Source organism: Streptomyces caeruleatus (assembly GCF_001514235.1).
GTDB lineage: Bacteria > Actinomycetota > Actinomycetes > Streptomycetales > Streptomycetaceae > Streptomyces > Streptomyces caeruleatus.
On sequence record NZ_KQ948931.1, the window covers coordinates 134,903 to 161,489 of the forward strand.

24 protein-coding genes and 2 tRNA genes are annotated in these 26,587 nt (G+C 67.9%); 16 read left to right on the forward strand and 10 right to left on the reverse strand.

Translation table 11 applies throughout. The features are described from left to right. Positions 1-79: 79 nt before the first annotated feature. The 5 genes from AQJ67_RS24215 to rpmH are packed head-to-tail and all read right to left on the reverse strand — an operon-like array spanning position 80 to position 2,778. Entirely contained in the window at positions 80-592 is a 513-nt protein-coding gene (locus AQJ67_RS24215; protein ID WP_062721178.1) for a Jag family protein, read from the reverse strand. Positions 593-607: 15 nt separating this feature from the next. Further along, on the reverse strand, positions 608-1,894 hold the full coding sequence (gene yidC / locus AQJ67_RS24220; protein WP_062721179.1) for a membrane protein insertase YidC: 1,287 nt from the start codon (positions 1,892-1,894) through the stop codon (positions 608-610). Positions 1,895-1,897: 3 nt separating this feature from the next. Continuing rightward, a complete protein-coding gene (yidD, locus tag AQJ67_RS24225; protein WP_062721180.1) occupies positions 1,898-2,251 on the reverse strand; it encodes a membrane protein insertion efficiency factor YidD in 354 nt (117 codons plus the stop codon). Next, positions 2,248-2,619 carry a ribonuclease P protein component gene (gene rnpA, locus AQJ67_RS45495; RefSeq protein ID WP_079056132.1) on the reverse strand — a complete coding sequence of 124 codons (372 nt, stop codon included), beginning with the start codon at positions 2,617-2,619 and terminating at the stop codon, positions 2,248-2,250. Before rnpA ends, yidD begins: the two co-directional genes overlap by 4 nt. A gap of 21 nt (positions 2,620-2,640) precedes the next feature. After that, positions 2,641-2,778, reverse strand: coding sequence for a 50S ribosomal protein L34 (gene rpmH / locus AQJ67_RS24235; RefSeq protein WP_015659252.1), 138 nt, complete (start codon positions 2,776-2,778; stop codon positions 2,641-2,643). Positions 2,779-3,160: 382 nt separating this feature from the next. Here rpmH and dnaA point away from each other — a divergent pair, with 382 nt between their 5' ends. From dnaA to AQJ67_RS24290, 11 genes are all read left to right on the forward strand, one after another. After that, positions 3,161-5,059 (forward strand): chromosomal replication initiator protein DnaA, encoded by a 1,899-nt coding sequence (dnaA, locus tag AQJ67_RS24240; RefSeq protein ID WP_079056133.1) that lies wholly within the window; start codon positions 3,161-3,163, stop codon positions 5,057-5,059. A gap of 903 nt (positions 5,060-5,962) precedes the next feature. Further along, a complete protein-coding gene (gene dnaN / locus AQJ67_RS24245) occupies positions 5,963-7,093 on the forward strand; it encodes a DNA polymerase III subunit beta (protein ID WP_062721183.1) in 1,131 nt (376 codons plus the stop codon). A 173-nt stretch (positions 7,094-7,266) separates the two neighbouring features. After that, complete coding sequence (gene gnd / locus AQJ67_RS24250) at positions 7,267-8,142, forward strand: phosphogluconate dehydrogenase (NAD(+)-dependent, decarboxylating) (RefSeq protein ID WP_062721184.1); 876 nt, start codon at positions 7,267-7,269, stop codon at positions 8,140-8,142. Between the two features lie 162 nt (positions 8,143-8,304). Next, positions 8,305-9,426: a DNA replication/repair protein RecF gene (gene recF, locus AQJ67_RS24255; protein ID WP_062721185.1), complete on the forward strand. Its 1,122-nt coding sequence runs from the start codon at positions 8,305-8,307 to the stop codon at positions 9,424-9,426. Next, positions 9,423-9,971: a DciA family protein gene (locus AQJ67_RS24260; protein WP_062721186.1), complete on the forward strand. Its 549-nt coding sequence runs from the start codon at positions 9,423-9,425 to the stop codon at positions 9,969-9,971. Before recF ends, AQJ67_RS24260 begins: the two co-directional genes overlap by 4 nt. Positions 9,972-10,445: 474 nt before the next feature. Next, positions 10,446-12,518 carry a DNA topoisomerase (ATP-hydrolyzing) subunit B gene (gyrB, locus tag AQJ67_RS24265; RefSeq protein WP_062721187.1) on the forward strand — a complete coding sequence of 691 codons (2,073 nt, stop codon included), beginning with the start codon at positions 10,446-10,448 and terminating at the stop codon, positions 12,516-12,518. Between the two features lie 42 nt (positions 12,519-12,560). Further along, positions 12,561-15,158, forward strand: a complete 2,598-nt coding sequence (gene gyrA / locus AQJ67_RS24270; RefSeq protein WP_062721188.1) for a DNA gyrase subunit A — start codon at positions 12,561-12,563, stop codon at positions 15,156-15,158. A gap of 18 nt (positions 15,159-15,176) precedes the next feature. Then, a complete protein-coding gene (locus AQJ67_RS24275; RefSeq protein ID WP_062721189.1) occupies positions 15,177-15,986 on the forward strand; it encodes a DUF3566 domain-containing protein in 810 nt (269 codons plus the stop codon). Positions 15,987-16,095: 109 nt separating this feature from the next. Next, a tRNA-Ile gene (locus AQJ67_RS24280) sits at positions 16,096-16,169 on the forward strand. Between the two features lie 104 nt (positions 16,170-16,273). Beyond that, the gene (locus tag AQJ67_RS24285) at positions 16,274-16,627 is read left to right on the forward strand and encodes a VOC family protein (protein ID WP_062721190.1); all 354 of its coding nucleotides are present in this window, start codon (positions 16,274-16,276) and stop codon (positions 16,625-16,627) included. Between the two features lie 46 nt (positions 16,628-16,673). Beyond that, positions 16,674-17,417, forward strand: a complete 744-nt coding sequence (locus AQJ67_RS24290) for an AAA family ATPase (protein WP_062721191.1) — start codon at positions 16,674-16,676, stop codon at positions 17,415-17,417. A 100-nt stretch (positions 17,418-17,517) separates the two neighbouring features. On the opposite strand, the gene AQJ67_RS24295 is transcribed toward AQJ67_RS24290, so the two are convergent. Then, complete coding sequence (locus AQJ67_RS24295; RefSeq protein ID WP_062721192.1) at positions 17,518-17,895, reverse strand: DUF6344 domain-containing protein; 378 nt, start codon at positions 17,893-17,895, stop codon at positions 17,518-17,520. A 337-nt stretch (positions 17,896-18,232) separates the two neighbouring features. On the opposite strand from AQJ67_RS24295, the gene AQJ67_RS49500 reads away from it, so the two are divergent. Both AQJ67_RS49500 and AQJ67_RS24300 read left to right on the forward strand, forming a co-directional pair. Then, positions 18,233-18,361 (forward strand): DLW-39 family protein, encoded by a 129-nt coding sequence (locus AQJ67_RS49500; protein ID WP_003999697.1) that lies wholly within the window; start codon positions 18,233-18,235, stop codon positions 18,359-18,361. A 392-nt stretch (positions 18,362-18,753) separates the two neighbouring features. Continuing rightward, positions 18,754-19,995 carry a hypothetical protein gene (locus tag AQJ67_RS24300; protein WP_244190571.1) on the forward strand — a complete coding sequence of 414 codons (1,242 nt, stop codon included), beginning with the start codon at positions 18,754-18,756 and terminating at the stop codon, positions 19,993-19,995. Positions 19,996-20,050: 55 nt separating this feature from the next. Here AQJ67_RS24300 and AQJ67_RS24305 read toward each other — a convergent pair whose 3' ends face one another. Together AQJ67_RS24305 and AQJ67_RS24310 are read right to left on the reverse strand one after the other, a co-directional pair. Continuing rightward, entirely contained in the window at positions 20,051-21,742 is a 1,692-nt protein-coding gene (locus tag AQJ67_RS24305; protein WP_062721194.1) for a serine/threonine-protein kinase, read from the reverse strand. 151 nt (positions 21,743-21,893) lie between these two features. After that, complete coding sequence (locus AQJ67_RS24310; protein WP_062721195.1) at positions 21,894-22,442, reverse strand: helix-turn-helix domain-containing protein; 549 nt, start codon at positions 22,440-22,442, stop codon at positions 21,894-21,896. A gap of 182 nt (positions 22,443-22,624) precedes the next feature. Between AQJ67_RS24310 and AQJ67_RS24315 the strand changes: the two genes are divergently transcribed. Beyond that, positions 22,625-22,697: transfer RNA gene (locus AQJ67_RS24315), tRNA-Ala, on the forward strand. A gap of 104 nt (positions 22,698-22,801) precedes the next feature. Beyond that, positions 22,802-24,667 (forward strand): tyrosine-type recombinase/integrase, encoded by a 1,866-nt coding sequence (locus AQJ67_RS24320; RefSeq protein WP_244190572.1) that lies wholly within the window; start codon positions 22,802-22,804, stop codon positions 24,665-24,667. A 252-nt stretch (positions 24,668-24,919) separates the two neighbouring features. Here AQJ67_RS24320 and AQJ67_RS47765 read toward each other — a convergent pair whose 3' ends face one another. Then, positions 24,920-25,471, reverse strand: a complete 552-nt coding sequence (locus AQJ67_RS47765; protein ID WP_159058812.1) for a DUF6192 family protein — start codon at positions 25,469-25,471, stop codon at positions 24,920-24,922. Next, positions 25,468-25,746, reverse strand: a complete 279-nt coding sequence (locus AQJ67_RS24325) for a hypothetical protein (RefSeq protein WP_159058813.1) — start codon at positions 25,744-25,746, stop codon at positions 25,468-25,470. The genes AQJ67_RS47765 and AQJ67_RS24325 overlap by 4 nt, the downstream gene beginning before the upstream one ends. A gap of 157 nt (positions 25,747-25,903) precedes the next feature. On the opposite strand from AQJ67_RS24325, the gene AQJ67_RS24330 reads away from it, so the two are divergent. Beyond that, positions 25,904-26,587 (forward strand): DUF6192 family protein (locus tag AQJ67_RS24330; RefSeq protein ID WP_062721197.1); only part of this gene is annotated, 684 nt, incomplete at its 3' end.

Genomic DNA, 26,587 nt, shown 5'->3' on the forward strand with positions numbered 1-26,587 from the left:
CAGAACCACCAGAACTATCAGGCTGACAAAGTTCGGCCCCGTCTGCGGGCAGACGGGGCCGGGGGAACGAACGGGCCGATCAGGCGGGGAGCACGACGACGAACCGCTGCGGTTCCTCGCCCTCGGACTCGCTGCGCAGGCCCGCGGACTTGACCGCGTCGTGCACGACCTTGCGCTCGAACGGCGTCATCGGCTTCAGCTTCACGGGCTCGCCCGTGCTCTTGACCTCGGCGGCGGCCTTGGCGCCCAGCTCGGAGAGCTCGGCACGCTTCTTGGCCCGGTAGCCCGCGATGTCCAGCATCAGCCGGCTGCGGTCCCCGGTCTCCCGGTGCACGGCCAGGCGCGTGAGCTCCTGGAGTGCCTCCAGCACCTCGCCGTCACGCCCAACCAGCTTCTGCAGGTCTCGGCCGCCCGCGTCGCTGATGATCGAGACAGCGGCGCGGTCGGCCTCGACGTCCATGTCGATGTCGCCGTCGAGATCGGCGATGTCGAGCAGACCCTCGAGGTAGTCCGCCGCGATCTCGCCCTCTTGCTCCAGGCGGGTCAGGGTGTCTGCACCCTCGGCAGCGGCGGAGGTGGTGCCTTCCGTCACGGGATGGGCTCCTTCTTACTTCTTGGACGGGGACTTGGGGCGCTGCGGGCCGCCCTTGCGCTGCCCGGACTGGGCCTTGCTGCGGGCGCCGCCACCGGGCTTCTGCGCGCCCTTCTTGGCAGCCTCAGGCTTCGCAGCGTCGGGCTTGGCGTCCTCGGGCTCGTCGGACTTCTGAAGCGAGGTGGTCGGCTCACCGGCCTGCTTCGCAGTTCCGGACTGACGCTGGGACTTGCTCTGCCGCTTCGGCTGCTGACGCTTGGGGGCACCAGCCGTTGTCGGCGTACCGTCCTCGGTCACGGTGGCGACAGAGCCCTCGCCCTTCACCACACTGCCGTCGGTCTGCGCCACGAGACCCGCCTTGCTCAGGCCGTTGATGAACTTGCGCTCGTAATCGTTGCGGTCACGGCCCTTGGTGACGATCGCCTTGATAATGACGCGCTCGCTGCGCTTGCGGGCCTTCCCGTGCTGCGTGACGTGCTTGGTGAGACGCTCCAGGTACGCGGCCTGGGCCTTGGAACCCGGCGTCGGGTTGTTGCGGATGACGTACATCTGCTGGCCCATGGTCCACACGTTGGTGGTCAGCCAGTAGACGAGGACACCGACCGGGAAGTTGATACCGAAGACGGCGAACATGACCGGGAAGACGTACATCAGCATCTTCTGCTGCTGCATGAACGGCGTCTTCACCGTGGTGTCGACGTTCTTCGTCATCAGCTGACGCTGCGTGTAGAACTGCGAGGCCGACATCAGGACGATCATGACCGCGGTGACGATCCGGACCGTGGTCAGCGAGGCGTCCAGCGCCGCGACGTCCGAGGCACTGTCGGTGAACTTCGCCGCCAGCGGGGCCCCGAAGATGTGCGCCTTCTGAGCGCTCTCCAGCAGGCTCTGGTTGATGACACCGATGGTGTCGTTGTTCGCGATGCTGTTGAGCACGTGGTACAGGGCGAAGAAGAACGGCGACTGCGCCAGGATGGGAAGGCACGAGGAGAGTGGGTTGGTACCCGTCTCCTTGTACAGCTTCATCATCTCTTCGGACTGACGCTGCTTGTCGTTCTTGTAGCGCTCCTGGATCTTCTTCATCTCGGGCTGGAGCGTCTGCATGGCCCGGGTCGCCTTGATCTGCTTCACGAAGAGCGGGATCAGGCAGATACGGATCAGAATCACCAGGGACACGATGGACAAGCCCCAGGCCCACCCGGTGTCAGGGCCGAAGATGGCGCCGTACACCTTGTGGAACTGGACGATGACCCATGAGACGGGTGTCGTGATGAAGCTGAAGAGGCTGGCAATCGTGTCCACTAATCATGCTCCTTGGGCATGGGGCGAGGTCTCTGCGGCCGGGCTCGAAGAAGCATTCTCTTCGGTGGCCGTTTCGGCGGCGGAGGGCCCGCCCTTGCGTGCGCGCCAAGCGCCCCGCAGCATCTCGTGCCACCGCGGGCGCTTGCGTGGCGGGACATGGTCCACACCACCCAGCGACCACGGATTGCACCGCAGGATGCGCCAGGCGGTGAGCGCCGTGCCCTTGATCGCACCGTGCCGGTCGATCGCCGTGTAGCCGTAGTGGGAACACGACGGGTAGTACTTGCACACCGGCCCGAGCAGCGGACTGATCGTCCACTGGTACAGCTTGATCAGGGCCAGCAGTGGGTACTTCATCGCGCGCCCCCTCCCAGGAGCCGCTGCAGAGCGGCATCCAGGTCTCGGGCCAGCTGTGCATGGTCGGCGTCACCCGCACCGGGCAGCGCTCGTACGACTACCAGGCTACCGGGGGGCAGCTGGTCGACTCGGTCGCGCATCAGATGGCGAAGCCGGCGCTTCACTTTGTTCCGCACGACCGCACCGCCCACAGCCTTGCTCACGACGAAACCCGCACGTGTCCGGGGAGCGCTCTCCCCAGGCGCGTGCGGGTCCGTGGCACCGCTACGAAGGTGGACGACGAGTGTCGGGCGGCCTGCCCGGCGACCTCGTCGTACCGCGGTCGCGAAGTCCTCGCGCCGCCTCAGCCGGTTCTCGGTGGGCAGCACGACGTCATGACCTGATCAGGATCAGGCGGACAGGCTGGCGCGACCCTTGGCACGACGGTTCGCGAGAATCGCGCGGCCGGCGCGGGTGCGCATCCGCAGGCGGAAGCCGTGGGTCTTCGCGCGACGACGGTTGTTCGGCTGGAAGGTGCGCTTGCTCACTCGGGGGCTCCAGAAAGAAATCGGTGTTGGCGGGTGCCGTCCTGGCTGTCACCGTGCGCCCACGAGTAGCTCGCGTTACGCCCGAGTGCACCGCTTCCCGATCACCCGAGGCGATCTGTGCCCATCGGAGGCAGGCGGCAGCAGCCATCGACAACTCGACCTGGTTACGGTACGCGCGGCTACGCCATCCGGTCAAACCAGAGGTCACGGGGAGACACTATCCACAGGCTGGGGACAACAACTTGAACCGCACCCGCCGCCCTGACTACCGTGGCTGAACTCCGATTCGTTCCCTTGTCCCCTTGATTCTGGCTCCACCCCTTTTGAATCCCGACCCGTCCCACCATCACACGTTCGTGGGACCCGTGAGAGAGCGTGCCCTGTGGCTGACGTACCTGCCGATCTTGCCGCAGTGTGGCCACGAGTACTCGAGCAACTTCTCGGTGAGGGCCGCGGGCAGGGCGTCGAGGTCAAGGACGAACACTGGATCCGCCGCTGCCAGCCACTCGCCCTGGTGGCCGACACCGCCCTCCTCGCCGTACCGAACGAATTTGCTAAGGGCGTACTGGAGGGCCGTCTGGCCCCCATCGTCAGCGAGACCCTGAGCCGCGAATGCGGCCGCCCGATCCGCATCGCGATCACCGTCGACGACTCCGCCGGCGAACCCCCCGCCCCACCGGCGCCCCCCGCCCCACCCCAGCCGCGCTACGAGGAGCCCGAGCTTCCCTCGTACGACGGCTACGGCCGCCACCGCGCCGACGACCGCGGGAACGGCGCGCCCAACGACCCGCTGCCCACCGCCCGCCCGGCCTACCCGGGCGAGTACCAGCGCCCCGAGCCCGGCCCCGGCAGCTGGCCCCGCCCGACCCAGGACGACTACGGCTGGCAGCAGCAGCGACTCGGCTTCCCCGAGCGGGACCCGTACGGATCGCCCTCCCAGGACTCCTACGCACAGGACTCCTACGGCGCCCCCACCCAGGACTACCGGCCGCAGCGGATGGAACGGCCGTCCTACGACGGACACCGCTCCGACTACGAGCAGCACCGCCCCGAGTACGAGCAGCAGCGGCCGGACTACGACCAACCACGCGCCGAGTACGACCGCGACGCACGCCGCGACCTGCCCGACCCGCCCCCCGGCTCCGGTCATGTGCACCGCGGCGGCCCCGTCGGCGCGAACCTGCCGACCACCGGCGCCCCCGGCCCCCTGGCAGCGCAGCCCGCCCCGGCCCCCGGCCCCGGCGAGCCCACCGCGCGACTGAACCCGAAGTACCTCTTCGACACCTTCGTCATCGGCGCCTCCAACCGCTTCGCCCACGCGGCCGCCGTCGCCGTCGCCGAGGCGCCCGCCAAGGCGTACAACCCCCTCTTCATCTACGGAGAGTCGGGCCTCGGCAAGACACACCTGCTACACGCCATCGGGCACTACGCGCGCAGCCTCTACCCCGGCACGCGCGTGCGCTACGTGAGCTCTGAGGAGTTCACCAACGAGTTCATCAACTCCATCCGCGACGGCAAGGGCGACAGCTTCCGCAAGCGCTACCGCGAGATGGACATCCTGCTCGTCGACGACATCCAGTTCCTCGCGGACAAGGAGTCGACGCAGGAGGAGTTCTTCCACACCTTCAACACGCTCCACAACGCGAACAAGCAGATCGTGCTCTCCAGCGACCGGCCGCCCAAGCAACTGGTCACGCTGGAGGACCGGCTGCGGAACCGTTTCGAGTGGGGTCTGATCACCGATGTCCAGCCGCCCGAGCTGGAGACGCGCATCGCGATCCTCCGCAAGAAGGCGGTCCAGGAGCAGCTCAACGCCCCGCCGGAGGTGCTGGAGTTCATCGCCTCCCGCATCTCGCGCAACATCCGCGAGCTGGAGGGTGCGCTGATCCGGGTGACGGCCTTCGCCTCGCTCAACCGGCAGCCGGTGGACCTGGGCCTCACGGAGATCGTCCTGAAGGACCTGATCCCCGGCGGCGAGGACTCGGCGCCCGAGATCACCTCCACGGCCATCATGAGCGCGACCGCCGACTACTTCGGCCTGACCGTAGAGGACCTGTGCGGCACCTCCCGCGGCCGCGCCCTCGTCACCGCCCGCCAGATCGCCATGTACCTGTGCCGTGAGCTCACGGACCTCTCCCTGCCCAAGATCGGCGCACTCTTCGGCGGCCGCGACCACACCACGGTCATGCACGCCGACCGCAAGATCCGCAATCTCATGGCCGAGCGGCGCTCCATCTACAACCAGGTCACCGAGCTGACCAACCGCATCAAGAACGGCTGACCGAGCCGGCCGGCCAACGGCCGGAAGAGCCGTCGTACGACGCCGAGGGCGCCCCCGGAGGAGATTCCGGGGGCGCCCTTCGTCATCTTCGTCATGCCACGGCCGAACGTCCGGACACCGACTGTTCGATTACCTGTCGGGTTACGGCCACCCTCCACAGATTCGGTGACTTTCTGGCGTCCACACCCTGGGGACTGGGAAGTTGTCCAGACTGTGTCCACAGAGATGGCTGTTGAAAGACCATCAGACCAGGTCAACTGCTTGTGGATTCGTGGACGAACGATCTCCACAGCCTGTGGACAGCGAGAAGATCCACAGGCTGTGCATCAAGTTGTCCACCGGCAACCCACAGGCTGTGGCCAGTTGTCCCCAGTGATTGCCGGCTTCTCCACACCGCTGTCCACTGTTCGGCAACGCGACGCGCCCTCTCACCGCCCTGAGTGAAAGGCGTCACACGAAGGTGCCGGGTTGGGCTGTGGGAAAGGTGGGTAAAGCTGGGGACGGCGCTGGGGAGAAGTCGCCCCAGCCTGTGCACGGGGTGTGCAGAACTTTCCGTTCTCCACAGAAACGCCGAGTTGTCCACCGCCGTCACCCACAGGCCCCGTGGACAAAATCTCCGCTCTGAGCTGGGCAAACGAGGTTATCCACGGTATCCACAGGCCCTACTACTACTCCCAACTAGAGAGAGCTGGGAATTCGTTTCGAAGGGGGTCCTGTGCACAACTCGCTGTCCGGCTCCCGGCTGCCCCTCGTCACGACTTGACCCCGAGAGGCACCTACTGTCAGTGCCGTGCGTCAGACTGGTCCCCGGTGTCCTCCCCCTCACAGGGGCCGACGACACAGAGACAGACGACGAGGGCCAGGCAGAGCGAGAAGCGCCGGCAACAGCAGGAGGCGGCAACAGTGAAGATCCGGGTGGAACGCGACGTACTCGCGGAGGCAGTGGCCTGGGCGGCACGCAGCCTCCCGGCCCGTCCGCCGGCGCCTGTCCTCGCCGGCCTCCTCCTCAAGGCCGAGGACGGCCAGCTGAGCCTGTCCAGCTTCGACTACGAGGTCTCGGCACGGGTGTCCGTGGAGACGGAGGTCGAGGAGGAGGGCACGGTCCTGGTCTCCGGCCGTCTGCTCGCGGACATCTGCCGTGCTCTGCCCAACCGGCCGGTCGAGATTTCCACAGACGGTGTACGGGCGACCGTGGTCTGCGGCTCCTCGCGGTTCACACTTCACACCCTGCCGGTGGAGGAGTACCCGGCGCTGCCGCAGATGCCGAGCGCCACGGGCACCGTCCCCGGCGAGGTCTTCGCGTCCGCGGCCGCTCAGGTCGCCATCGCGGCCGGCCGCGACGACACGCTGCCCGTGCTGACCGGTGTGCGCATCGAGATCGAGGGCGACACGGTGACGCTGGCGTCCACCGACCGCTACCGCTTCGCGGTCCGCGAGTTCCTGTGGAAGCCGGAGAACCCGGAGGCCTCCGCGGTCGCCCTGGTGCCCGCCAAGACGCTCCTGGACACCGCCAAGGCGCTCACCAGCGGTGACAGCGTGACGCTGGCGCTGTCCGGCTCGGGTGCGGGCGAGGGCCTGATCGGTTTCGAGGGCGCCGGGCGTCGTACGACGACCCGTCTGCTGGAGGGCGACCTCCCGAAGTACCGCACGCTGTTCCCGACGGAGTTCAACTCCGTCGCCGTGATCGAGACCGCCCCCTTCGTGGAGGCCGTCAAGCGTGTGGCTCTGGTCGCCGAGCGCAACACCCCGGTGCGGCTGAGCTTCGAGCAGGGTGTGCTGATCCTGGAGGCCGGTTCCAGCGACGACGCACAGGCTGTGGAGAGGGTTGACGCCCAGCTGGAGGGCGACGACATCTCGATCGCCTTCAACCCGACCTTCCTGCTGGACGGTCTGAGCGCCATCGACTCCCCGGTCGCCCAGCTGTCCTTCACGACGTCCACGAAGCCGGCGCTGCTGAGCGGCAAGCCGGCGTTGGACGCGGAGGCGGACGACGCCTACAAGTACCTGATCATGCCGGTGCGTCTGAGCGGCTGAGCCGACAGTTGTCCACAGGCCGGTGGAGAAGTGAGCCCGGCCTGTGGGAGAACCCGCAGGTGAGGGCGTACGTATGAGCGCCTATGCCCACGGATGTGCGCGTGCGTCCGGGTTTAGGCTCATGCGTGGGTACGAAGGTGCCCCACACGCCACAGCAACCTAAGGAACAACTGATGGAGCTCGGTCTCGTCGGCCTCGGCAAGATGGGCGGCAACATGCGCGAGCGGATACGCCGCGCGGGCCACACCGTCGTCGGATACGACCGCAACGCGGACCTCGCAGATGTCCACAGCCTGGAAGAGCTTGTGGGCAAGCTTCCCGGGCCGCGCGTGGTCTGGGTGATGGTCCCGGCCGGTGCCCCGACCCAGTCGACCATCGACGAGCTCGCCGAGCTGCTGGAGCCCGGTGACGTCGTCGTGGACGGCGGCAACTCGCGCTGGACGGACGACGAGCGGCACGCCGAGGAGCTGGCGGCCAAGGGCATCGGCTTCGTCGACTGCGGCGTCTCCGGCGGCGTCTGGGGCCTGGAGAACGGCTACGCGCTGATGTACGGCGGCGACGCGGAGAACGTGGCCAAGGTGCAGCCGGTCTTCGACGCCCTCAAGCCCGAGGGTGACTTCGGCGCGGTGCACGCCGGCAAGGTCGGCGCGGGGCACTTCGCGAAGATGGTCCACAACGGCATCGAGTACGCGATGATGCAGGCCTACGCCGAGGGCTGGGAGCTGCTGGAGAAGGTCGACTCCGTGACGGACGTCCGGGAGGTCTTCCGTTCCTGGCAGGAGGGCACGGTGATCAGGTCCTGGCTGCTGGACCTCGCGGTGAACGCCCTCGACGAGGACGAGCACCTGGACAGGCTCAAGGGTTTTGCACAGGACTCCGGTGAGGGACGCTGGACTGTGGAGGCCGCGATCGACCACGCGGTGCCGCTGCCGGCGATCACCGCGTCGCTGTTCGCGCGGTTCGCGTCCCGGCAGGACGACTCTCCGCAGATGAAGATGATCGCGGCGCTGCGGAACCAGTTCGGTGGCCACGCGGTCGAGACGAAGTAGCCGTCGGCAGCGCCCGTCGGAAACGGCGGGCGGAGCGGCCGCCGGAAACGAGAAGAAGTAATCCACACCCTGGGGGTGGCACCCTGGCACCCTCGGGAGTGACCCGGTTGTCCACAACTGGGGAAGGTTGAACTACATGTTGGGGGAGGTCGGCGAACGACCATGCACGTCACGCATCTGTCGCTGGCCGACTTCCGCTCCTACGCCCGGGTCGAAGTTCCGCTCGACCCGGGCGTCACCGCTTTCGTGGGCCCCAACGGCCAGGGCAAGACCAATCTCGTCGAGGCCGTCGGCTATCTCGCCACGCTCGGCAGCCATCGTGTCGCCTCCGACGCCCCGCTGGTCCGTATGGGCGCCGACCGGGCGATCATCCGGGCGCAGGTGCGCCAGGGCGACCGGCAGCAACTGGTGGAGCTGGAGCTGAACCCCGGCAGGTCCAACCGTGCCCGGATCAACCGGTCCTCGCAGGTCAGGCCCCGTGACGTGCTCGGCATCGTGCGGACGGTCCTGTTCGCGCCGGAGGATCTCGCCCTGGTCAAGGGCGATCCCGGGGAGCGGCGCCGGTTCCTCGACGAGCTGATCACCGCCCGTTCCCCGCGCATGGCCGGCGTGCGTTCCGACTACGAGCGGGTCCTCAAGCAGCGCAACACCTTGCTGAAGTCGGCCGCGCTGGCCCGTCGGCACGGCGGGCGTTCCATGGACCTGTCCACTCTCGACGTCTGGGACCAGCACCTGGCGCGCGCGGGCGCCGAACTGCTCGCCCAGCGTCTCGATCTGATCGCCGCGATCCAGCCGCTGGCCGACAAGGCGTACGAGCAGCTGGCCCCCGGTGGCGGGCCGGTCTCCCTGGACTACAAGCCGTCGGCCCCCGGCGAGGCGCACACGCGCGAGGATCTCTTCGAGCAGCTGATGGCGGCGCTCGCCGAGGCCCGTAAGCAGGAGATCGAGCGTGGCGTCACCCTCGTAGGCCCTCATCGGGACGATTTGCTTCTCAAACTCGGTCAGCTGCCCGCCAAGGGGTACGCCTCGCACGGCGAGTCCTGGTCGTACGCGCTGGCGCTGCGGCTGGCCTCGTACGACCTGTTGCGGGCCGAGGGCAACGAGCCGGTGCTGGTCCTGGACGATGTCTTCGCCGAGCTGGACGCCCGGCGCCGTGAGCGGTTGGCCGAGCTGGTCGCGCCCGGTGAGCAGGTCCTGGTGACCGCCGCGGTCGACGACGACGTGCCGCATGCGTTGGCGGGGGCGCGGTATGCGGTGGCCGAGGGGACGGTGGAGCGCGTATGAGCGAGGACCCGTCCGAGAAGGCCCCGGAGGCCGCCAAGAAGGCTCCGGAACCCTCCGGTGTCGACCTCGCGCGCGTGGCGCTCAGAGCTGCCAAGGAGCAGGCACGCGCGCGTGGGGACGCGGCGCAGCAGAAGAAGCAGGCGCGGCGCGGAGGGCTGCGCTCGGGCGCGCGCGCCGACGGCCGCGATCCCCTGGCGCTCGGAGCTGCCATTAACCGCTTGATCACCGAGCGGGGCTGGGAGGCCCCGGCCGCGGTGGGCGGTGTGATGGGCCGTTGGCCGCAGATCGTCGGCGAGGACGTCGCCAATCACTGTGTGCCGGAGAAGTACGACGAGGACGAGCGGGTCCTGGTCGTGCGCTGCGACTCGACGGCCTGGGCGACGAACCTGCGGCTGCTCGCCCCGACCCTGGTGGCCCGCCTCAACGAGGACCTCGGCCATGGCGCGGTGCGGCAGATCAGGGTGCAGGGGCCGGGCGGCCCAGCGCGCCGGTACGGCCCGCTGCGTGCGCCCGGCAGCACGGGGCCCGGCGACACCTACGGGTGACGGGGGTCGTACAGGGCGTGGTCGGGCTGTCCGTGAAGGGTGTGCGGGGCCTGTCGAGGCGCCGTCACAGCAGTCTCCGAGGCCTCGTCAGCCACAGGTGACCGACATCACATCAGTAGTTGCCGACGGTCCCGAAGGGCGGTCGGTGACCTGCTCTTCGTACCACCGCGCGCGGTTGCGAATCGCGACCTGACTCCTAAGTAGCCAAGGGTTGACGCCCGGAAGCGCTGAGTGGCTCCCTGAGCCTCTTGGAGACCCCATCCGTATATCGGGAGTCGGCCGAGCCGGGTTCAGGGCGGCACATGCGGACTCAGGTACCGGCAAACCCCCATCACTGTCGGCGCAACCGGTAGACTGGAAGCCAATCCCGCCCCAAACGTGGGGACCGTCCGGGAAAAGCTGAGCAACGCTGATCAAGGCTTACCAACGCAACATGCCGCAGCCGCTCCGGCAACCCGCCGACGAGCCTGGCTCGTGCTGTGCCAGAAAGGGCGCTTCGTGGCCGATTCCGGCAACCCCAACGAGAACATCCCGTCCACCGACGCCGAGGCGGCCTCGTCGAACGGCGAGGTAACCGCCTCGTACGACGCCAGCGCCATCACCGTCCTCGAGGGTCTGGACGCGGTCCGCAAGCGACCCGGTATGTACATCGGCTCGACCGGCGAGCGCGGCCTGCACCACCTGGTGCAGGAGGTCGTCGACAACTCCGTCGATGAGGCGCTGGCGGGCCACGCGGACACCATCGACGTGACGATCCTCCCCGACGGCGGGGTCCGCGTCGTGGACAACGGCCGTGGCATCCCGGTCGGCATCGTGCCCTCCGAGGGCAAGCCGGCCGTCGAGGTCGTCCTCACCGTGCTGCACGCGGGCGGAAAGTTCGGCGGCGGCGGTTACGCGGTCTCCGGTGGTCTGCACGGCGTGGGCGTCTCCGTCGTGAACGCCCTGTCGACCAAGGTGGCCGTCGAGGTCAAGACCGATGGTTACCGCTGGACGCAGGACTACAAGCTCGGCGTCCCGACGGCACCGCTGGCCAAGCACGAGGCCACGGACGAGCACGGCACCTCGGTCACCTTCTGGGCCGACCCGGACATCTTCGAGACCACCGACTACTCCTTCGAGACGCTTTCGCGCCGCTTCCAGGAGATGGCGTTCCTCAACAAGGGTTTGAGGATCAAACTCACTGACGAGCGGGAGTCGGCCAAGGCGACGTCCGGCGCGGACGAGGCGGGTGCGGACGAGAGCGCCGAGGTCAAGTCGGTCGACTACCACTACGAGGGCGGCATCGTCGACTTCGTGAAGTACCTCAACTCCCGCAAGGGAGACGTGGTGCACCCCACCGTCATCGACCTCGAGGCCGAGGACAAGGAGCGCAGCCTCTCCCTCGAAGTCGCGATGCAGTGGAACAGCAGCTACACCGAGGGCGTGTACTCCTTCGCGAACATCATCCACACGCACGAGGGCGGTACGCACGAAGAGGGCTTTCGGGCCGCGCTGACCTCGCTGATCAACAAGTACGCGCGTGACAAGAAGCTGCTGCGCGAGAAGGACGACAACCTCACGGGTGACGACATCCGCGAGGGTCTGACCGCGATCATCTCGGTGAAGCTGAGCGAGCCCCAGTTCGAGGGGCAGACGAAGACCAAGCTGGGCAACACCGAGGTGAAGACCTTCGTCCAGAAGGTCGTCTACGAGCACCTCAATGACTGGCTGGACCGCAACCCGAACGAGGCGGCGGACATCATCCGCAAGGGCATCCAGGCGGCCACCGCGCGCGTGGCGGCTCGCAAGGCCCGTGACCTGACGCGTCGCAAGGGCCTGCTGGAGACCGCGTCCCTGCCGGGCAAGCTCTCCGACTGCCAGTCGAACGACCCCACCAAGTGCGAGATCTTCATCGTCGAGGGTGACTCCGCCGGCGGCTCGGCCAAGTCGGGCCGCAACCCCGAGTACCAGGCGATCCTCCCGATCCGAGGCAAGATCCTCAACGTCGAGAAGGCGCGGATCGACAAGATCCTGCAGAACCAGGAGATCCAGGCGCTGATCTCGGCCTTCGGTACCGGAGTCCACGAGGACTTCGACATCGAGAAGCTGCGCTATCACAAGATCATCCTGATGGCGGACGCCGACGTCGACGGCCAGCACATCAACACCCTGCTGCTGACCTTCCTGTTCCGCTTCATGCGGCCGCTGGTCGAGGCCGGGCACGTGTTCCTGTCCCGCCCCCCGCTGTACAAGATCAAGTGGGGGCGTGACGAGGTCGAGTACGCGTACTCCGACCGCGAGCGCGACGCGCTGATCGAGATGGGCCGTCAGCGCGGCAAGCGCGTCCGTGAGGACTCGATCCAGCGCTTCAAGGGTCTCGGCGAGATGAACGCCGAGGAACTGCGCATCACGACCATGGACCAGGAGCACCGCGTCCTCGGCCAGGTCACCCTCGACGACGCCGCCCAGGCCGACGACCTGTTCTCGGTCCTCATGGGCGAGGACGTCGAGGCCCGCCGCCAGTTCATCCAGCGCAACGCCAAGGACGTCCGCTTCCTCGACATCTGAGTCGGTCTCAGCTGACCGCATCAGGAAGGATCCTCACCAGCAATGACCGACGAGAACACTCCCGTCACGCCTGACGAGGGCGGCGACATCGCCCAGCGTGTCGAGCCCGTAGGGCTCGAGACGGAGATGCAGCGCTCCTACCTCGACTACGCGATGTCCGTCATCGTCTCCCGCGCGCTGCCGGACGTCCGCGACGGCCTCAAGCCCGTGCACCGCCGCGTCCTGTACGCCATGTACGACGGCGGCTACCGCCCCGAGCGCGGCTTCTACAAGTGCGCCCGTGTCGTCGGTGACGTCATGGGTAACTACCACCCGCACGGCGACTCCTCCATCTACGACGCCCTGGTCCGCCTCGCCCAGCCGTGGTCGATGCGCATGCCGCTCGTCGACTCCAACGGCAACTTCGGCTCTCCGGGCAACGACCCGGCGGCGGCCATGCGGTACACCGAGTGCAAGATGGCGCCGCTGTCGATGGAGATGGTCCGCGACATCGACGAGGAGACCGTCGACTTCACGGACAACTACGACGGCCGCTCCCAGGAGCCGACCGTCCTGCCGGCCCGCTTCCCGAACCTGCTGATCAACGGTTCGGCCGGTATCGCGGTCGGCATGGCGACCAACATCCCGCCGCACAACCTGCGCGAGGTCGCGTCCGGCGCCCAGTGGTACCTGGAGAACCCGGAGGCCTCGCACGAGGAGCTCCTGGACGCCCTCATCGAGCGCATCAAGGGCCCCGACTTCCCGACGGGCGCCCTGGTGGTGGGCCGCAAGGGCATCGAGGAGGCGTACCGGACCGGCCGCGGCTCGATCACCATGCGCGCGGTCGTCGAGGTCGAGGAGATCCAGAACCGCCAGTGCCTGGTGGTCACGGAGCTGCCCTACCAGGTCAACCCCGACAACCTCGCGCAGAAGATCGCCGACCTGGTGAAGGACGGCAAGATCGGCGGCATCGCCGACGTCCGGGACGAGACCAGCTCCCGTACCGGTCAGCGTCTGGTCATCGTGCTCAAGAGGGACGCGGTCGCCAAGGTCGTACTTAATAACCTCTACAAGCACACGGACCTCCAGACGAACTTCGGCGCCAACATGCTGGCGCTCGTCGACGGCGTCCCGCGCACCCTCTCCCTGGACGCGTTCATCCGGCACTGGGTGACGCACCAGATCGAGGTCATCGTCCGCCGTACGAAGTTCCGGCTGCGCAAGGCCGAGGAGCGGGCGCACATCCTGCGCGGCCTGCTGAAGGCCCTGGACGCCATCGACGAGGTCATCGCGCTGATCCGGCGCAGCGACACCGTCGAGATCGCTCGCGGGGGCCTGATGGAGCTCCTGGAGATCGACGAGATCCAGGCCAACGCCATCCTCGAGATGCAGCTGCGCCGACTGGCCGCCCTGGAGCGCCAGAAGATCATCCAGGAGCACGACGAGCTCCAGGCGAAGATCACCGAGTACAACGAGATCCTGGCCTCGCCGGTCCGTCAGCGCGGCATCGTCAGCGCGGAACTCGCCGCGATCGTCGAGAAGTACGGCGACGACCGCAAGACCATGCTGGTGCCCTACGACGGCGACATGTCCATCGAGGACCTGATCGCCGAGGAGGACATCGTCGTCACGGTCTCGCGCAGCGGTTACGTCAAGCGCACCAAGACCGTCGACTACCGGGCGCAGAAGCGCGGTGGCAAGGGCGTACGCGGCACGAAGCTGAAGGAAGACGACATCGTCGACCACTTCTTCGTCTCGACCACGCACCACTGGCTGCTGTTCTTCACCAACAAGGGCCGCGTGTACCGGGCCAAGGCGTACGAGCTCCCGGATGCCGGCCGTGACGCGCGTGGCCAGCACGTGGCGAACCTGCTCGCGTTCCAGCCGGACGAGGCCATCGCCGAGATCCTCGCGATCCGCGACTACGAGGCGGTGCCGTACCTGGTGCTCGCCACGAAGGGCGGACTTGTGAAGAAGACGCCGCTGAAGGATTACGATTCGCCCCGCTCCGGCGGCGTGATCGCGATCAACTTGCGTGAGCGCGAGGACGGTTCCGACGACGAACTGATCGGCGCCGAACTCGTCTCGGCCGACGACGATCTGCTTCTGATCAGCAAGAAGGCACAGTCGATCAGGTTCACGGCCACGGACGAGTCGCTGCGTCCCATGGGCCGCGCCACCTCTGGCGTCAAGGGCATGAGCTTCCGCGAGGGAGACGAGCTGCTCTCGATGAATGTTGTTCGAACCGGTACGTTCGTGTTCACTGCCACCGACGGCGGGTACGCGAAGCGGACCCCCGTCGACGAGTACCGCGTCCAGGGTCGCGGTGGCCTCGGTATCAAGGCCGCCAAGATCGTCGAGGACCGTGGCTCGCTCGTCGGTGCGCTGGTGGTCGAGGAGACCGACGAGATCCTCGCCATCACGCTGGGCGGCGGTGTGATTCGTACGCGAGTCAACGAGGTCAGGGAGACGGGCCGTGACACCATGGGCGTCCAACTGATCAACCTGGGCAAGCGCGATGCCGTCGTGGGCATCGCACGTAACGCCGAGGCGGGACGCGAGGCGGAGGAAGTCGACGGCGACGTGGTCGTCGACGAGACCGCCGAGGATGCCGCCGTGACCATCGGCACGGACGAGGGTGAGGCACCCTCGGCCGAGTAGCACGAGGAGTGAGTCATCGTGAGCGGAGCCACGGGCGCCGGATCCTCCGGAACCCCGACCGGTTCTACGGCCGGTAAGGAGACGGACGGCAAAGGCCGTGGCTCCGCCGCGCGTGCGGCGGACACGCACACCACGCAGCTGAAGGCGATCAAGTCGCCCGCGAAGGACTCGCCCTCGTCAGGCGGTGGATCCCAGGGGGGAACCGTGACGGACAGCCGAGGCGCGCAGTCCCAGCAGTACGCGGCCGGCGCGGGCTCGACCGGTCTCGGCGCCCAGCCGCAGCCGGCGCCCACAGGTACGCAGCAGGCGGCCGCGGCGCCGTCCGCGTCGCCGCTGCCCGGGGAACGGCAGGCACAGCAGCCCGCCGCCGGGCCCTACCACCCGCCGCAGGCCTACCAGACGCCCGCTCCGGCGAGCACGGTCCGCCGGCCGCGTACGGGGGCCAGTACGACGCCCCGCACCCGCAAGGCACGCCTGCGCGTGGCCAAGGCCGACCCGTGGTCGGTCATGAAGGTCAGCTTCCTGCTCTCCATCGCGCTGGGCATCTGCACGATCGTCGCGGCCGCGGTGCTGTGGATGGTCATGGACGCGATGGGCGTCTTCTCGACGGTCGGCGGCACGATCTCCGAGGCCACCGGCTCGAACGAGTCGAACGGCTTCGACCTTCAGTCGTTCCTGTCGCTGCCGCACGTCCTGATGTTCACGTCGATCATCGCGGTCATCGACGTTGTCCTCGCGACGGCGCTGGCGACCCTCGGCGCGTTCATCTACAACCTGTCCGCCGGCTTCGTGGGCGGCGTCGAGCTGACGCTGGCCGAGGACGAGTGACCTGCGGCTGAACCGCGGCTGACCGTCCCCCGACAACCGATTTTGGGACTGCCCCGGCCGTGCGCTAATCTTCAGGAGTCAGCGCGCGGGACACACCGCAGAGCGCGGCGGGGCTATAGCTCAGTTGGTTAGAGCGCATCCCTGATAAGGATGAGGCCACAGGTTCAAATCCTGTTAGCCCCACATTCGAGAAGACCCCCAACCGATCATGGTTGGGGGTCTTTGGCATGCACGGCTGCCCACGTTCGCCGAGTGTCGAACACTCCCGGTCGGCCTAGACTCCCCGGATGACCTTGGAATGGCGACACGTAATCGTTCACTCGGCGGATCCGGCGGCGCTGGGTCAGTGGTGGGCCGAGGCTCTCGGCTGGGTCGTGGTCCACACGTCTGACGTGGAGTTCGCGATCCGCCCGGAGCGGGATCGTTCGCCGGGGCTGGAGTTCGTGCTGCTTCGCGAGCCCAAGAAGGCCAAGAGCCGCCTGCACCTCGACTTCGTGCCCGACGACCAGGACGCCGAGGTGGCCCGCCTGGAGGCCCTCGGCGCCAAGCGCGTCGACATCGGCCAGGGCGACCAGGCATGGGTGGTCATGCAAGACCCCGAGGGCAACGAGTTCTGCGTCCTCGCCCAACGACGGCAGTGAAGGATCGGCCGGCGCGGTTGTCAGTGCCGGATGAGAGCCTGACGGCATGATCGTCGAACGGGCATACGCGCATGTCGCCGAGGGCGAGCTGGGAGACGGCGGCCAGTGGCCGTGGTCGGTGCCGTGCGTACGGCAGTTGCTGCAGGACGGCCTGACGTTCACCGCGCCGGTCACGTTCCTGGTGGGGGAGAACGGCTCGGGCAAGTCGACGCTCGTAGAGGCGCTGGCGGAGGGGTTCGGCCTGGACTCCTGGGGCGGATCCGCGGGCTACAAGTACGCGAGCCGGCGTGAACCGTCGGAGCTGGGCGGCCGGATACGGTTCGAGGCGACGGCGGCCGGGCGTCGGATGCTGCGCGGGCCTCGGACGCGCCGCAGAGGCTTCTTTCTGCGGGCGGAGACGGCGCTGGACGCGCTGGGCCGGGAACAGGAGACGGGAAGGCTGTCCGGGGCCGCGGACGAGATGAGCCACGGCGAGGGCTTTCTGATGGCCTTCCGCGAGCGGTTTCAGGAGCCTGGGCTGTACGTCTTGGACGAACCCGAGGCCGCGCTGTCCTTCGCTTCCTGTCTTCAACTCGTCGGACATCTGCATGAACTGGGGCGTTCCGGTGCGCAGATCGTCTGCGCCACGCACTCACCCGTGCTCACGGCACTGCCAGGCGCCGAGATCATCGAGGTGGGCGACCACGGAATGCGTCCCGCCGGCTGGCGGGATCTGGAACTCGTCGACCACTGGAGGCGTTACCTCAACGATCCATGGGCCTATCTGCGGCACATCGTCGAAGCGGGGTGAAGCACGCCCTGGGGGCCGTTGTCACAACGGTACTGAGGACAATCAACAGGTGTTGCACAGAGAGTCAAAGGGGGGACGGCTCAGGGGGTGAGCCGTCGGGTCAACGCTGGTGCGGGACGAGCGGTTGAGCCGGGGGGCCGGCGTGGGCGCACTCGCGGGTGGCCGAGTCGGGCAAGGCCGCTTCCGTGTCCGAGAGCGGGCGGTGTCGGCAGCTGGGGGTCTTGCCGTGGGCCTCGGCCCGGATGCGCTGCTTCATCGTGGGGGGCAGCGCTCTGGCGTAGGACCAGGCCCAGTGAGGCATCGCCGGCACCGTCAGCTCCGCGTTGCGGTCGCTGTCGTCGCTGCCGCTCTTGCGCGTCGTCTCGGTGTGCGGTACGGCCGCGGCAGCGGAGGTCGAGACGAATCCGAGCGCCGAGAACAGCGCGAGGAAGGCGGAGACAATGGCGGTCCACAGCTTCATGACCTTGTTCCTGGTCATGGCCCCTCACTTTCGGGTTGGGCGATTTGCGTACTTTCCTCATGATGTGTATGGGGGCCGAGAAGTCATGGACCGACGCCCATGACGCGTCGATCTTCAGATGAACAACACTCGAATGGGTGCAAGAAACTCGAAGAGCGCGGAAACGCGGAGGAAGGGGAGCGAAGTCACCCTCTGTCGAGGTGTGATCACCCTCCGATCGGAGCGATCCGGTCCGCTTCTACTGCGGTGTTCCGGAGGGCAGTTGAGCCCGGACGCAGGTCACCGATCGATATCGGTCGGTGTGTATAGTCGGGCGCCAGAGGTCCCCTACGTCAAGGAAAGACGAGGTCGCGCGGTGAAGAAGCTTCTCCTGGTCGCACTGGCCGCCATCGGCGGGCTCCTCGTGTACCGCCAGATCCAGGCGGATCGCGCCGAGCAGGATCTGTGGACGGAGGCGACCGACTCCGTGCCCACGGGTTCGTGAGTCATCACATCGGATTCTGAAGCAGACCCCGGCCGCCAAGCGGTCGGGGTTTTGTGTGCCTGGGCCCTTCTGTGCCCGGCTCTTGTTCGTTCGGAGCCCGGACCTGTCCGCTGGGACGACCACTCGTGCGGCGGCCGCGCGGAGCGTCACGACTCGAGTTGCGGGACCGGAGCGGAGACCGTAGAGCCGGGCGTTTCGGACGGTCGTACGGATTGCGTGGGTGGCGGGCGGCCCGGCTGGGCAGGATGGGCGACGGTCCATGGTCCGGCGGCGACGAGGGGTGGCGCGTGATGAGGCGGCGGCGTACAGCGTGGTGGCGCCGGGCGAGGGTGCGGCGCGGTCATCACGCGGCACGCGCGCGCGTGGCCGTCGTAGGGGCACTGCTGCTGTGCATGACGGCTGCCCTGCCGGGCGCAGCCGCGCTCGCGGCCGGAACACCCAGCCCCTACGCCTTCGCGCCGGACGCACAGTTCGTCCCGGGAGCGACGGGCACGGCGGACGCCGCACCCCTCACACCGGGCACGACGTACCGCAGCTCCCTGCCGAGCGACGGAGAGATCTACTACAGCCTCGAACTCGACGCCGCCTCGGACGCTTACGTCTCCGCCACCGCCGTCCCCGCCGCCGGCAGCACCATCCGCCCGGGCGACGGCGTCAGGGTCTCCGTGGAGGACTCCGACGGCCGCATCTGCTCCTCCGACAGCGAGACCTTCGGCATCGTCGCCACCGCCCGCCCGCTCGCGGCGTGGGCCGGGCGTGAGATCTCCGTCAAGCCGACCCGATGTGCGACCAGAGGCACCTACTACGTGGTCCTCGAGCGCGTCAGTACGGTGACTTCCGCACCGGACACCTGGGACCTGGAGCTCTTCGCCGTCACGGAGCCCTCCCTGGAGCAGACCGGCGCGACGGAAGCCCCCGAAGACTGGAACTCCGCCCCGCCGGCACCCCTCACCGGCGACGCCGCCCGGCGCGACGGAGGCTCCGGCTTCGCCACGGCGGCCTCCATCGGGAACGGCGTCTGGAGCTCCGCCATCGAGCCCGGCCGGACGCTCTTCTACAAGGTGCCGCTCGACTGGGGGCGCCAGCTGAACGCCACCGCCGAACTGGGCAGCTCGAACAGCGGCGAGGGCTCCGCGGGCGGCGCCCTGAACCTCTCGCTCTACAACCCCGTGCACGGCTTCGTCGACGAGGCGAGCGCCACCTACGACGGCCGCCAGAAGTCCGCCGAACTCGACCCCCTGCCCCCGGTCGCCTACGAGAACCGGTACGCCCGGTCCGACCCGCTCAACGGGATGCGGTTCGCCGGTTCCTACTACCTCGTGGTGAACCTCGCGGCCGAGGTCGCCGAGAAGTACGGGGAGGGACCGTTTCAGCTGACGTTGCGCGTGGGAGTGGAGGGTGCCTCGGAGGCCGGCCCCAGCTACGCGGGGGAGTCCGAGCCCAAGGGCCTCTTCCAGCTCGGGCAGGCCGGGACCGGTGGCGATCAGGCGACTTCCGCGGCCGGCGGGGCTGGGAGCGGCGGCGACTCCGCGATGACCGTGCTGGCGGTGAGCGGTATCGGCACGGGGACTGTGGTGCTGGTGGTGCTGGGGGTGTGGACGATGGTGGCTCGGCGCAGGGCCGCGGCCCTGTAGGGACAGCCGGGGCAGCACATGACGCGGCCTGGACCCCGTCGGCGCCGCGGCGGGCTCAGATGCGGGCCAGCGCCCAGAAACCCACGGCGTAACAGGCCAGCGCCAGCAGAAGGAGCGGTACGGCCACCTTCGCGGGCGGGCCGGGACGCCGGCGTGCGAGGCGGCGGGCGGCGCGGTGGCCGCCGCGGCGGTGCGGCTGCGGAATTGAGGGCGCCGAAGGTGGAACCTGCGGGCTCTGAGCGGTGTACGAAGCAGTAGAGGCATCGACGCGTTGAGGTTGCACCGGCGTCGGGGGCTGAGGCGGGTACTGCGGTGTGCGAGGTCGGGGGGAGGACAGGACGTGCGTGGTGTCGTAGGGGGAGACGTGGGTGAAGTGGTGCTGTGCGGCTTGATGGGCCTGCTCTGGCTGGCCCTGGGCCGGGTCCTGAGGGGCCGCCGGGGCCCAGGGCGGCTGGGGCGGGGGTGTCTGAGGCCGCGCGGAGGAGACGGTGTCCTGCGGGGGCAGCAGGTGGAAGCTGCCGGTGTCCGACATGCTGAGGGGCCCGTCCGTGTCGCCGGTCCGCGAGGGGACGGACGACTCCCGGGAAGCCGGGGCCGGCCCAGCCACGCCCTGGCGCGGATCGCTCGGCGCGATGCCCGAGCCGGTGCCTGCTGTCCCGGAGCCGGAGCCGGAGCCGGAGCCGGAGCCGGAGCCGGAGCCGGAGCCGGAGCCGGAGTCAGTGCCAGTGCCGTAGACCGAGCCCGCGGCGCCGGCCACCGCCCCGGTACCCGTATGCAGGGAACCGGAGTTGGCCGCCCTCACCGAGTCCGTACTCGTGCCGAACCGGCGACGGCTGCCCGTGCTCTCCTCGACGCCCGGCGCCCGTTGGAGCGGCCCGTCCGGTCCGAACCCCGTGGGCAGCGGCCCGATTTGGTCGAAAATCTCGATGAGCTCGTCGTCCGGGCCCGGTTCCGGCAGCAGCTCCGCAGCCGAGGCGAGCGCCTTGCGCGCCCCCGTGGCCGTGCGGAACCGCGCATGGGGGTCCGGCTGCAACAGCGACGCCACAACCTGCCAGAGAGGTTCGGGAATGCCCTTGGGCGCACCGGGCGTCCCGTGATCCGCGAAGTACTGCACCAGCGCCTTCACGTCAGGCTTGGCGCCCTCCAGCAGATACAGGGCGACAAGTCCCACGGCGAACAGGTCGGCCGGGAAGTCCGGCTCCGCACCCATGAGTTGCTCGGGCGCGAGATAGCCCGGAGTGCCCACCACCAGATTGGTCTCGGTCAACCGGGGCTCGCCCAGCCGCATGGCGATGCCGAAGTCGGACAGACGCAGCCGCGGACGCGCCGTGCCGGTGGCTTCGAGGAGCAGATTGGCGGGCTTGATGTCACGGTGGACGACACCCTCCGCGTGCACCGCGGCAAGCCCGGCGAGGAGCTGATCGAGGAGCGTACAGACGAAAGAGGGCGCCAAGGGGCCGTAGTCCCCGACGAGATGGACCAGCGAGCCGCCGGCCACCAGGTCCATGGTGAACAGGACCTTGTCGTCGTCGGCGGCCCAGCTGGCCGGCGCGAGCACATGGGGATGATCGATCCGCAGGGCCTGTTCGCGGACGAACCGCAGCAGCGAGTGCGCGTCGCTCTGCTGGAGCACCTTGGCGGCAACATACCGGCGACGCCGGTGGTCCCAGGCACGCCAGACGGCACCTACGCCGCCGCGTCCGATCGGATCGACCAGTTCGTACCGGCCGGCGAAGACCTCACCCATGGCTGTGCGTCGCTCCTCCCCCTTCGGCTACCCCCCTTGCCTCCCCCTCGACGAGCGATACGACTCCCCCTCGCTGACGCAATCCGGGTCCTTCCGGAACGTGGGCCGTCGGCCCGGTTGCCGAACCCCCTTCGGCGACCGGGCCTCGGGGTCAGTTCTGGTGGGACTGGTAGTGCGCTACCGCGTCGGAGGTGCGGCCCGCGCCGTACACCCGGAGGAACTCTGCCAGTTCCGGGTGCGTGGGGGCGAGGGTGTCCGCAGCCTCGATGATGTCCCCCGCGGCCGCGACCGAACGCAGCAGTGACTGGATCTCCCGGACCACCCGCTTGACCGTGGGCGCTCCCGAACTGTTCGTCGTCTGTGTGGTGTTGCTGAGCACCGAGCCCCCCTGCGACTTCTTGATCTCGTCCATGCGCTCGGTCGCCTCGGCCGCACTCACGCTGCCGTCCGCGACCTGCCCCGCCAGGTCCTGCAGCAGCTGCACCCGCTGGACCACGGCGGGATTGCCGATCTTCGCCCGCTGACCGCTCATCAGCTGCGACAGCATCGGTGCGGACAGTCCCAGCACCCCCGCGAGACGAGCCTGGTTAAGACCAAGATCGTCGATGAGCTTACGGAAGAGCGTCCCCAGCGGCTCCCCGTACCAGTTCCGCTGCAGATCCCGCGCTCTTGCGGTGGCTTCCTGCTGTGCGGCGTCCATTGCGTCTCCCCATCGCTTCCCCAAAAACTGCGGTTCGCTGTAGCGAACCACGCCGAGCATCTTACGGAGAGTGGTCGTTCACCGGGACCCCCAATCTTTTTGCGAGATACGGGGGGCGACCCGGTACTCTGGTCTGCGGCGCCCGCCGGTACGCGGTTCTTCCGGTCGGACGTTCCTCTTCCGGGGCCTTAGCTCAGTTGGTAGAGCGCTGTCTTTGCATGGCAGATGTCAGGGGTTCGACTCCCCTAGGCTCCACAACCGGAGAGCCCCCTTGACCTGCGGAAACGCAGGTCAAGGGGGCTCTACGTGTTCATAACGTCAGCACCGCGTCAGCATCGACCTGATTTACGGTGCTGGGCATGGCGTACGTGAAAGACAGGGTCAGACGCGACGGATCGGTCTATTACACCGTGATGTGGCGAGCCGGCGGGACCGCTGGAGGCAAGCAGGAGTCAGAGGTCTTCGACGAGGAGCCGGACGCCCAGCGCTTCAAGGATCTGGTCAACGGACACGGCCAGAACTGGCCCCCGGGGTGGATTCGGGGGCAGGGGTTCGTCGCCGAGCAGCGCCGCGCGGAGACGATGTTCGAGCCCTTCGCGCTCGCCTACATCGATCGCCTCACGGGCATCCAGGGTGATACGCGCGCAAAGTACAAGAAGGATGTTCTGGACAATATGGTCCCCTGGTTCGGCCCCTACTCCGTAGAGGGCGGCGAGGGGAGCATCCTCCGGACCATGGTCCAGGACTGGGTCAACGACCTGGAGGTTGGGCGCCTTGCTCCGCTCGACCCGCCCGACCGGAAACCCCGGACCGCATACAAGCCGAAGACCATCCACAACAAGCACGGTCTGCTCAGCGCGATCATGCAGTCCGCCGTCGATGCAGAAACGTCACTGCGCGCTTCCAACCCATGCGCCAAGACCCGTCTGCCTCGACTCGACTCCACCGAAGATGAGGAAGAGATCGTCTTCCTCGAACGCGAGGAGTGGGCGTGGATCCACGAGTGCATGGCCGAGGATGCGAAGGAACTTGGCGAGACCATCGCGGAGACCGGCTTCAGGTGGGGGGAGGCGACCGCGCTTCAGCCCCGCGACCTCCGGCGGCGCAACGGCCGCCCCGCCATCCGCGTACAGAGGGCGTGGAAGAAGGACGAGGACGGCAAGTCCGTGCTCGGCCCTCCGAAGACCCGGAAGTCGCGCAGAACCGTCGTCATCACGCACAAGCTGGACCGGATGCTGCGGCGCCGGGCCAAGGGCTTGAAGCAGGACGACCTTCTGTTCACCGGCCCGGAGGGCAATAAGTGGGACCCGGGAACCTTCCGCCGCCTGCGCTGGGTGCCTGCGATCGAACTCGCCGCCGAGAAGTACGGTCTGATCAAGCGGCCGAGAATTCATGACCTCCGGCACTCGCACGCGTCATGGCTGATCGCGGCGAAGGTGCCCCTGCCCGCCATCCAGCGGCGCATGGGCCATGAGTCCATCACCACCACGGTGGACACGTACGGGCACTTGCTGGACGCGCTGGACGACGAGGTCCTGGCCGCCGTCGAATGGGCAATGGACCCCACTGCTCCGCTGCCCGGCTTCCTGGAGCATTCCGGCCTCTCGTCCGCGACGGGCGCTCTCCCTCGTGTGCCCCACCAATCTTCTGACCCAGCTCAGGAAACATGGAAGGGCGTCAGCGACATGCCACCGAACGCTACGGAGCACAGAGACGGCCCGGTCTTCGTCGTCACCCTGGGAGGCCGGGAAGTGCCGTTCGCGGACCGCCAGCACGCGCAGGATGTTGCCGACCAGTGGAACGACGACCACGAGAATGAGATCACAGTCATGACGGCAGACGGCTGGCCGGAGGAGAAGATCGCCCGCCACGGAGCCCTCGGCCCCGAAGAACGCGAGCGGTGGGCCGGCGGCGGCTCCGTCTGGACCCGGATGCCAGAGCGACAGTTCGTGTACTCCGCCCTGGCGTCGTACGAAGCCGACGGGACCCTGACGTACGAGCCGCTTCCGGTGAGTAGCCGGTGGACGTGGGAGTTTGAGCCCGACGGTTTCACGACGCGGGCCGCCGAGTTCCGGACCGAGTTCCGTCCCCGCGGCAGCACCGAGGCACACGCCCGGGGAATCAACAGGTCGGCCGTGTCCCGAGCCTTCGAGCAGGCCCGCGTGGAGGCTCTGGAGGCGTGTGCCAAGCACTCCGAGGTTGATCTCGCCAACGTCAAGGCGTGATTTTGGTGAGGGCCGTCAGACACATCACTCAGGGTGATGTGTCTGACACCACAACAAGATCGGCCCACTACAGCTGAGGGCCGATTTCCTGGGCCTTCGCGCAGAGGAACGCGGGTCCGTCGGCCCGCTGCCTCGGGTATGTCGGAAAGCACTTGCTTTGACCGGCCCGTGGCTCCTGCCTGCTGTTGTCACTTCTCGCGTTCGTTGCCGATGGTGGCCCCGACCCAACAGCGTGAGGCACTGCTTGTCTGCTCACGAGCGGGCTGGATGTGCATGCAAGGTGTCCATGACCCCATGAGCGTCCGCACACGTCCACCGTCCCCCTTGTGGCGGCGGGGACTTGACGAGGTCGAAACGGTCGGGATGGGAGGCGAGTAGGGCGTGAACTGACCAGCAGGCATCGTGCCTTCGCCGGGCCGCAGGCCATGCTGCCGCTACACGTCGGTACTGGTTCATGGCCTTTGGCGTGAGGCCGACGGACTCGGCGTATTTCGACAGCCTTCTACCGGTGAAGGGGGCGTTCAGGGGTACCAGCCCCAGGGCCAGATCTCCGAGCAGGAACCTTGCGGCCTTGCCCTTGTGGGTTTTCACCTGGTAGGCGGCTGCTTCGGCGTAGAACTTGTCGCAGATTCCTTCATACCAAGTCAGCATGGATCCGGCGGCGAAGACTTCATCGAGCGGGGCCAGCCCGTATCCGCATACGGTGCAGATGATCAGGCTCCCGTCGGGGCCGATGTCGATTGGTTGCCGCTGGTAGCAGTACTTGCAGTACCAGACCGAGGGGATCAGTTTGCGCTTCGTCACGACTGCCCCTCCTCTGCCGGACCGGAGGGACGGTCGGGGTGAAGGGATGACTGCGCGGTGGCCTCTACGTACTTGAGCAGAATGCTGGGTGTCATACCGATGGCTTCGCCGAGGTGCTGGACGGCGTCGAGCCCTTGGAAGACGATCACGTCCTGTACGCGCCAGCCAAGCTCGCGTTCGATGTCTTTACGCCGCGCCACCAACATGCGGCCACGAGCGATCAACGCGGCTCGTTCTTCGCCGGAGTAGTCGGCGGGAAAGCTTCGGTGGGACATTTCGCACCCCGCAGGCCCGTAGCGGCCCCTGGGCCGACCAGTGCAGCATCCATGTGTGACATTCAGGTTTATCTTAGCAAAGTGGAGTAAATTGGAAGTCGGGGGCGTGGCGGCGCTGCACCTGTGGCCTGACGCTCGACAAGCGAGGAGGCTCCTCGTGACGACCCTGACTGTTCCCGACGGCTATACCAAGGCCGAATGGACGAAGATTGTCCGCCGCGGGCAGAAGCTGATGAAGCAGAAGTCCGGGATCCAGTGGGCTCTCGGCGACCTCGTCATTGACGCTCTCGAAGGACACGGCCGCGGACACGGCGAGGTGAACCAGGTGATCAAGATCCTGGCGCATCAAATCGGGGCCAATCCGGAGACACTGCGGAACTACTACGCCGTGGCGCGGCAGTGGCCGGAGGCGAAGCGCCGGGCGGATGTGAGCTTCTCGGTGCACGAAAAGTTGGCTTACGTCCGGAGCCGGTACATCTTGATCCGTAAGGACCCCTATGACCCGTTCACCAAGGAACACCGCTGGACGGTGAACGAGGCCGAGAAGGTCGCGCACCGTGCGGTCGGAACGCCGACCAACCAGGCGGAACGCCTCGCTCACACCCGGCGCCTGCTCCGCACGGATGAGGATGCGGCCAAGGCGGTCACCGAGATGCTCGGACGTCCGGACGTCCGGGCCCGTCTCGCATCCGACCAGCATGCCCGGAGCCTGATGCGTGAGGCTCAGTACGAGCACTGGCAGCAGGTTGAAGAGGCGGCGGAAGCCGAAGCCGAGCTGGCCTCAGCGGACGACGCCGCGGAGGTGGAGGAGGAGTTCGAGGAGGAAGCCACTCCTCTCGGT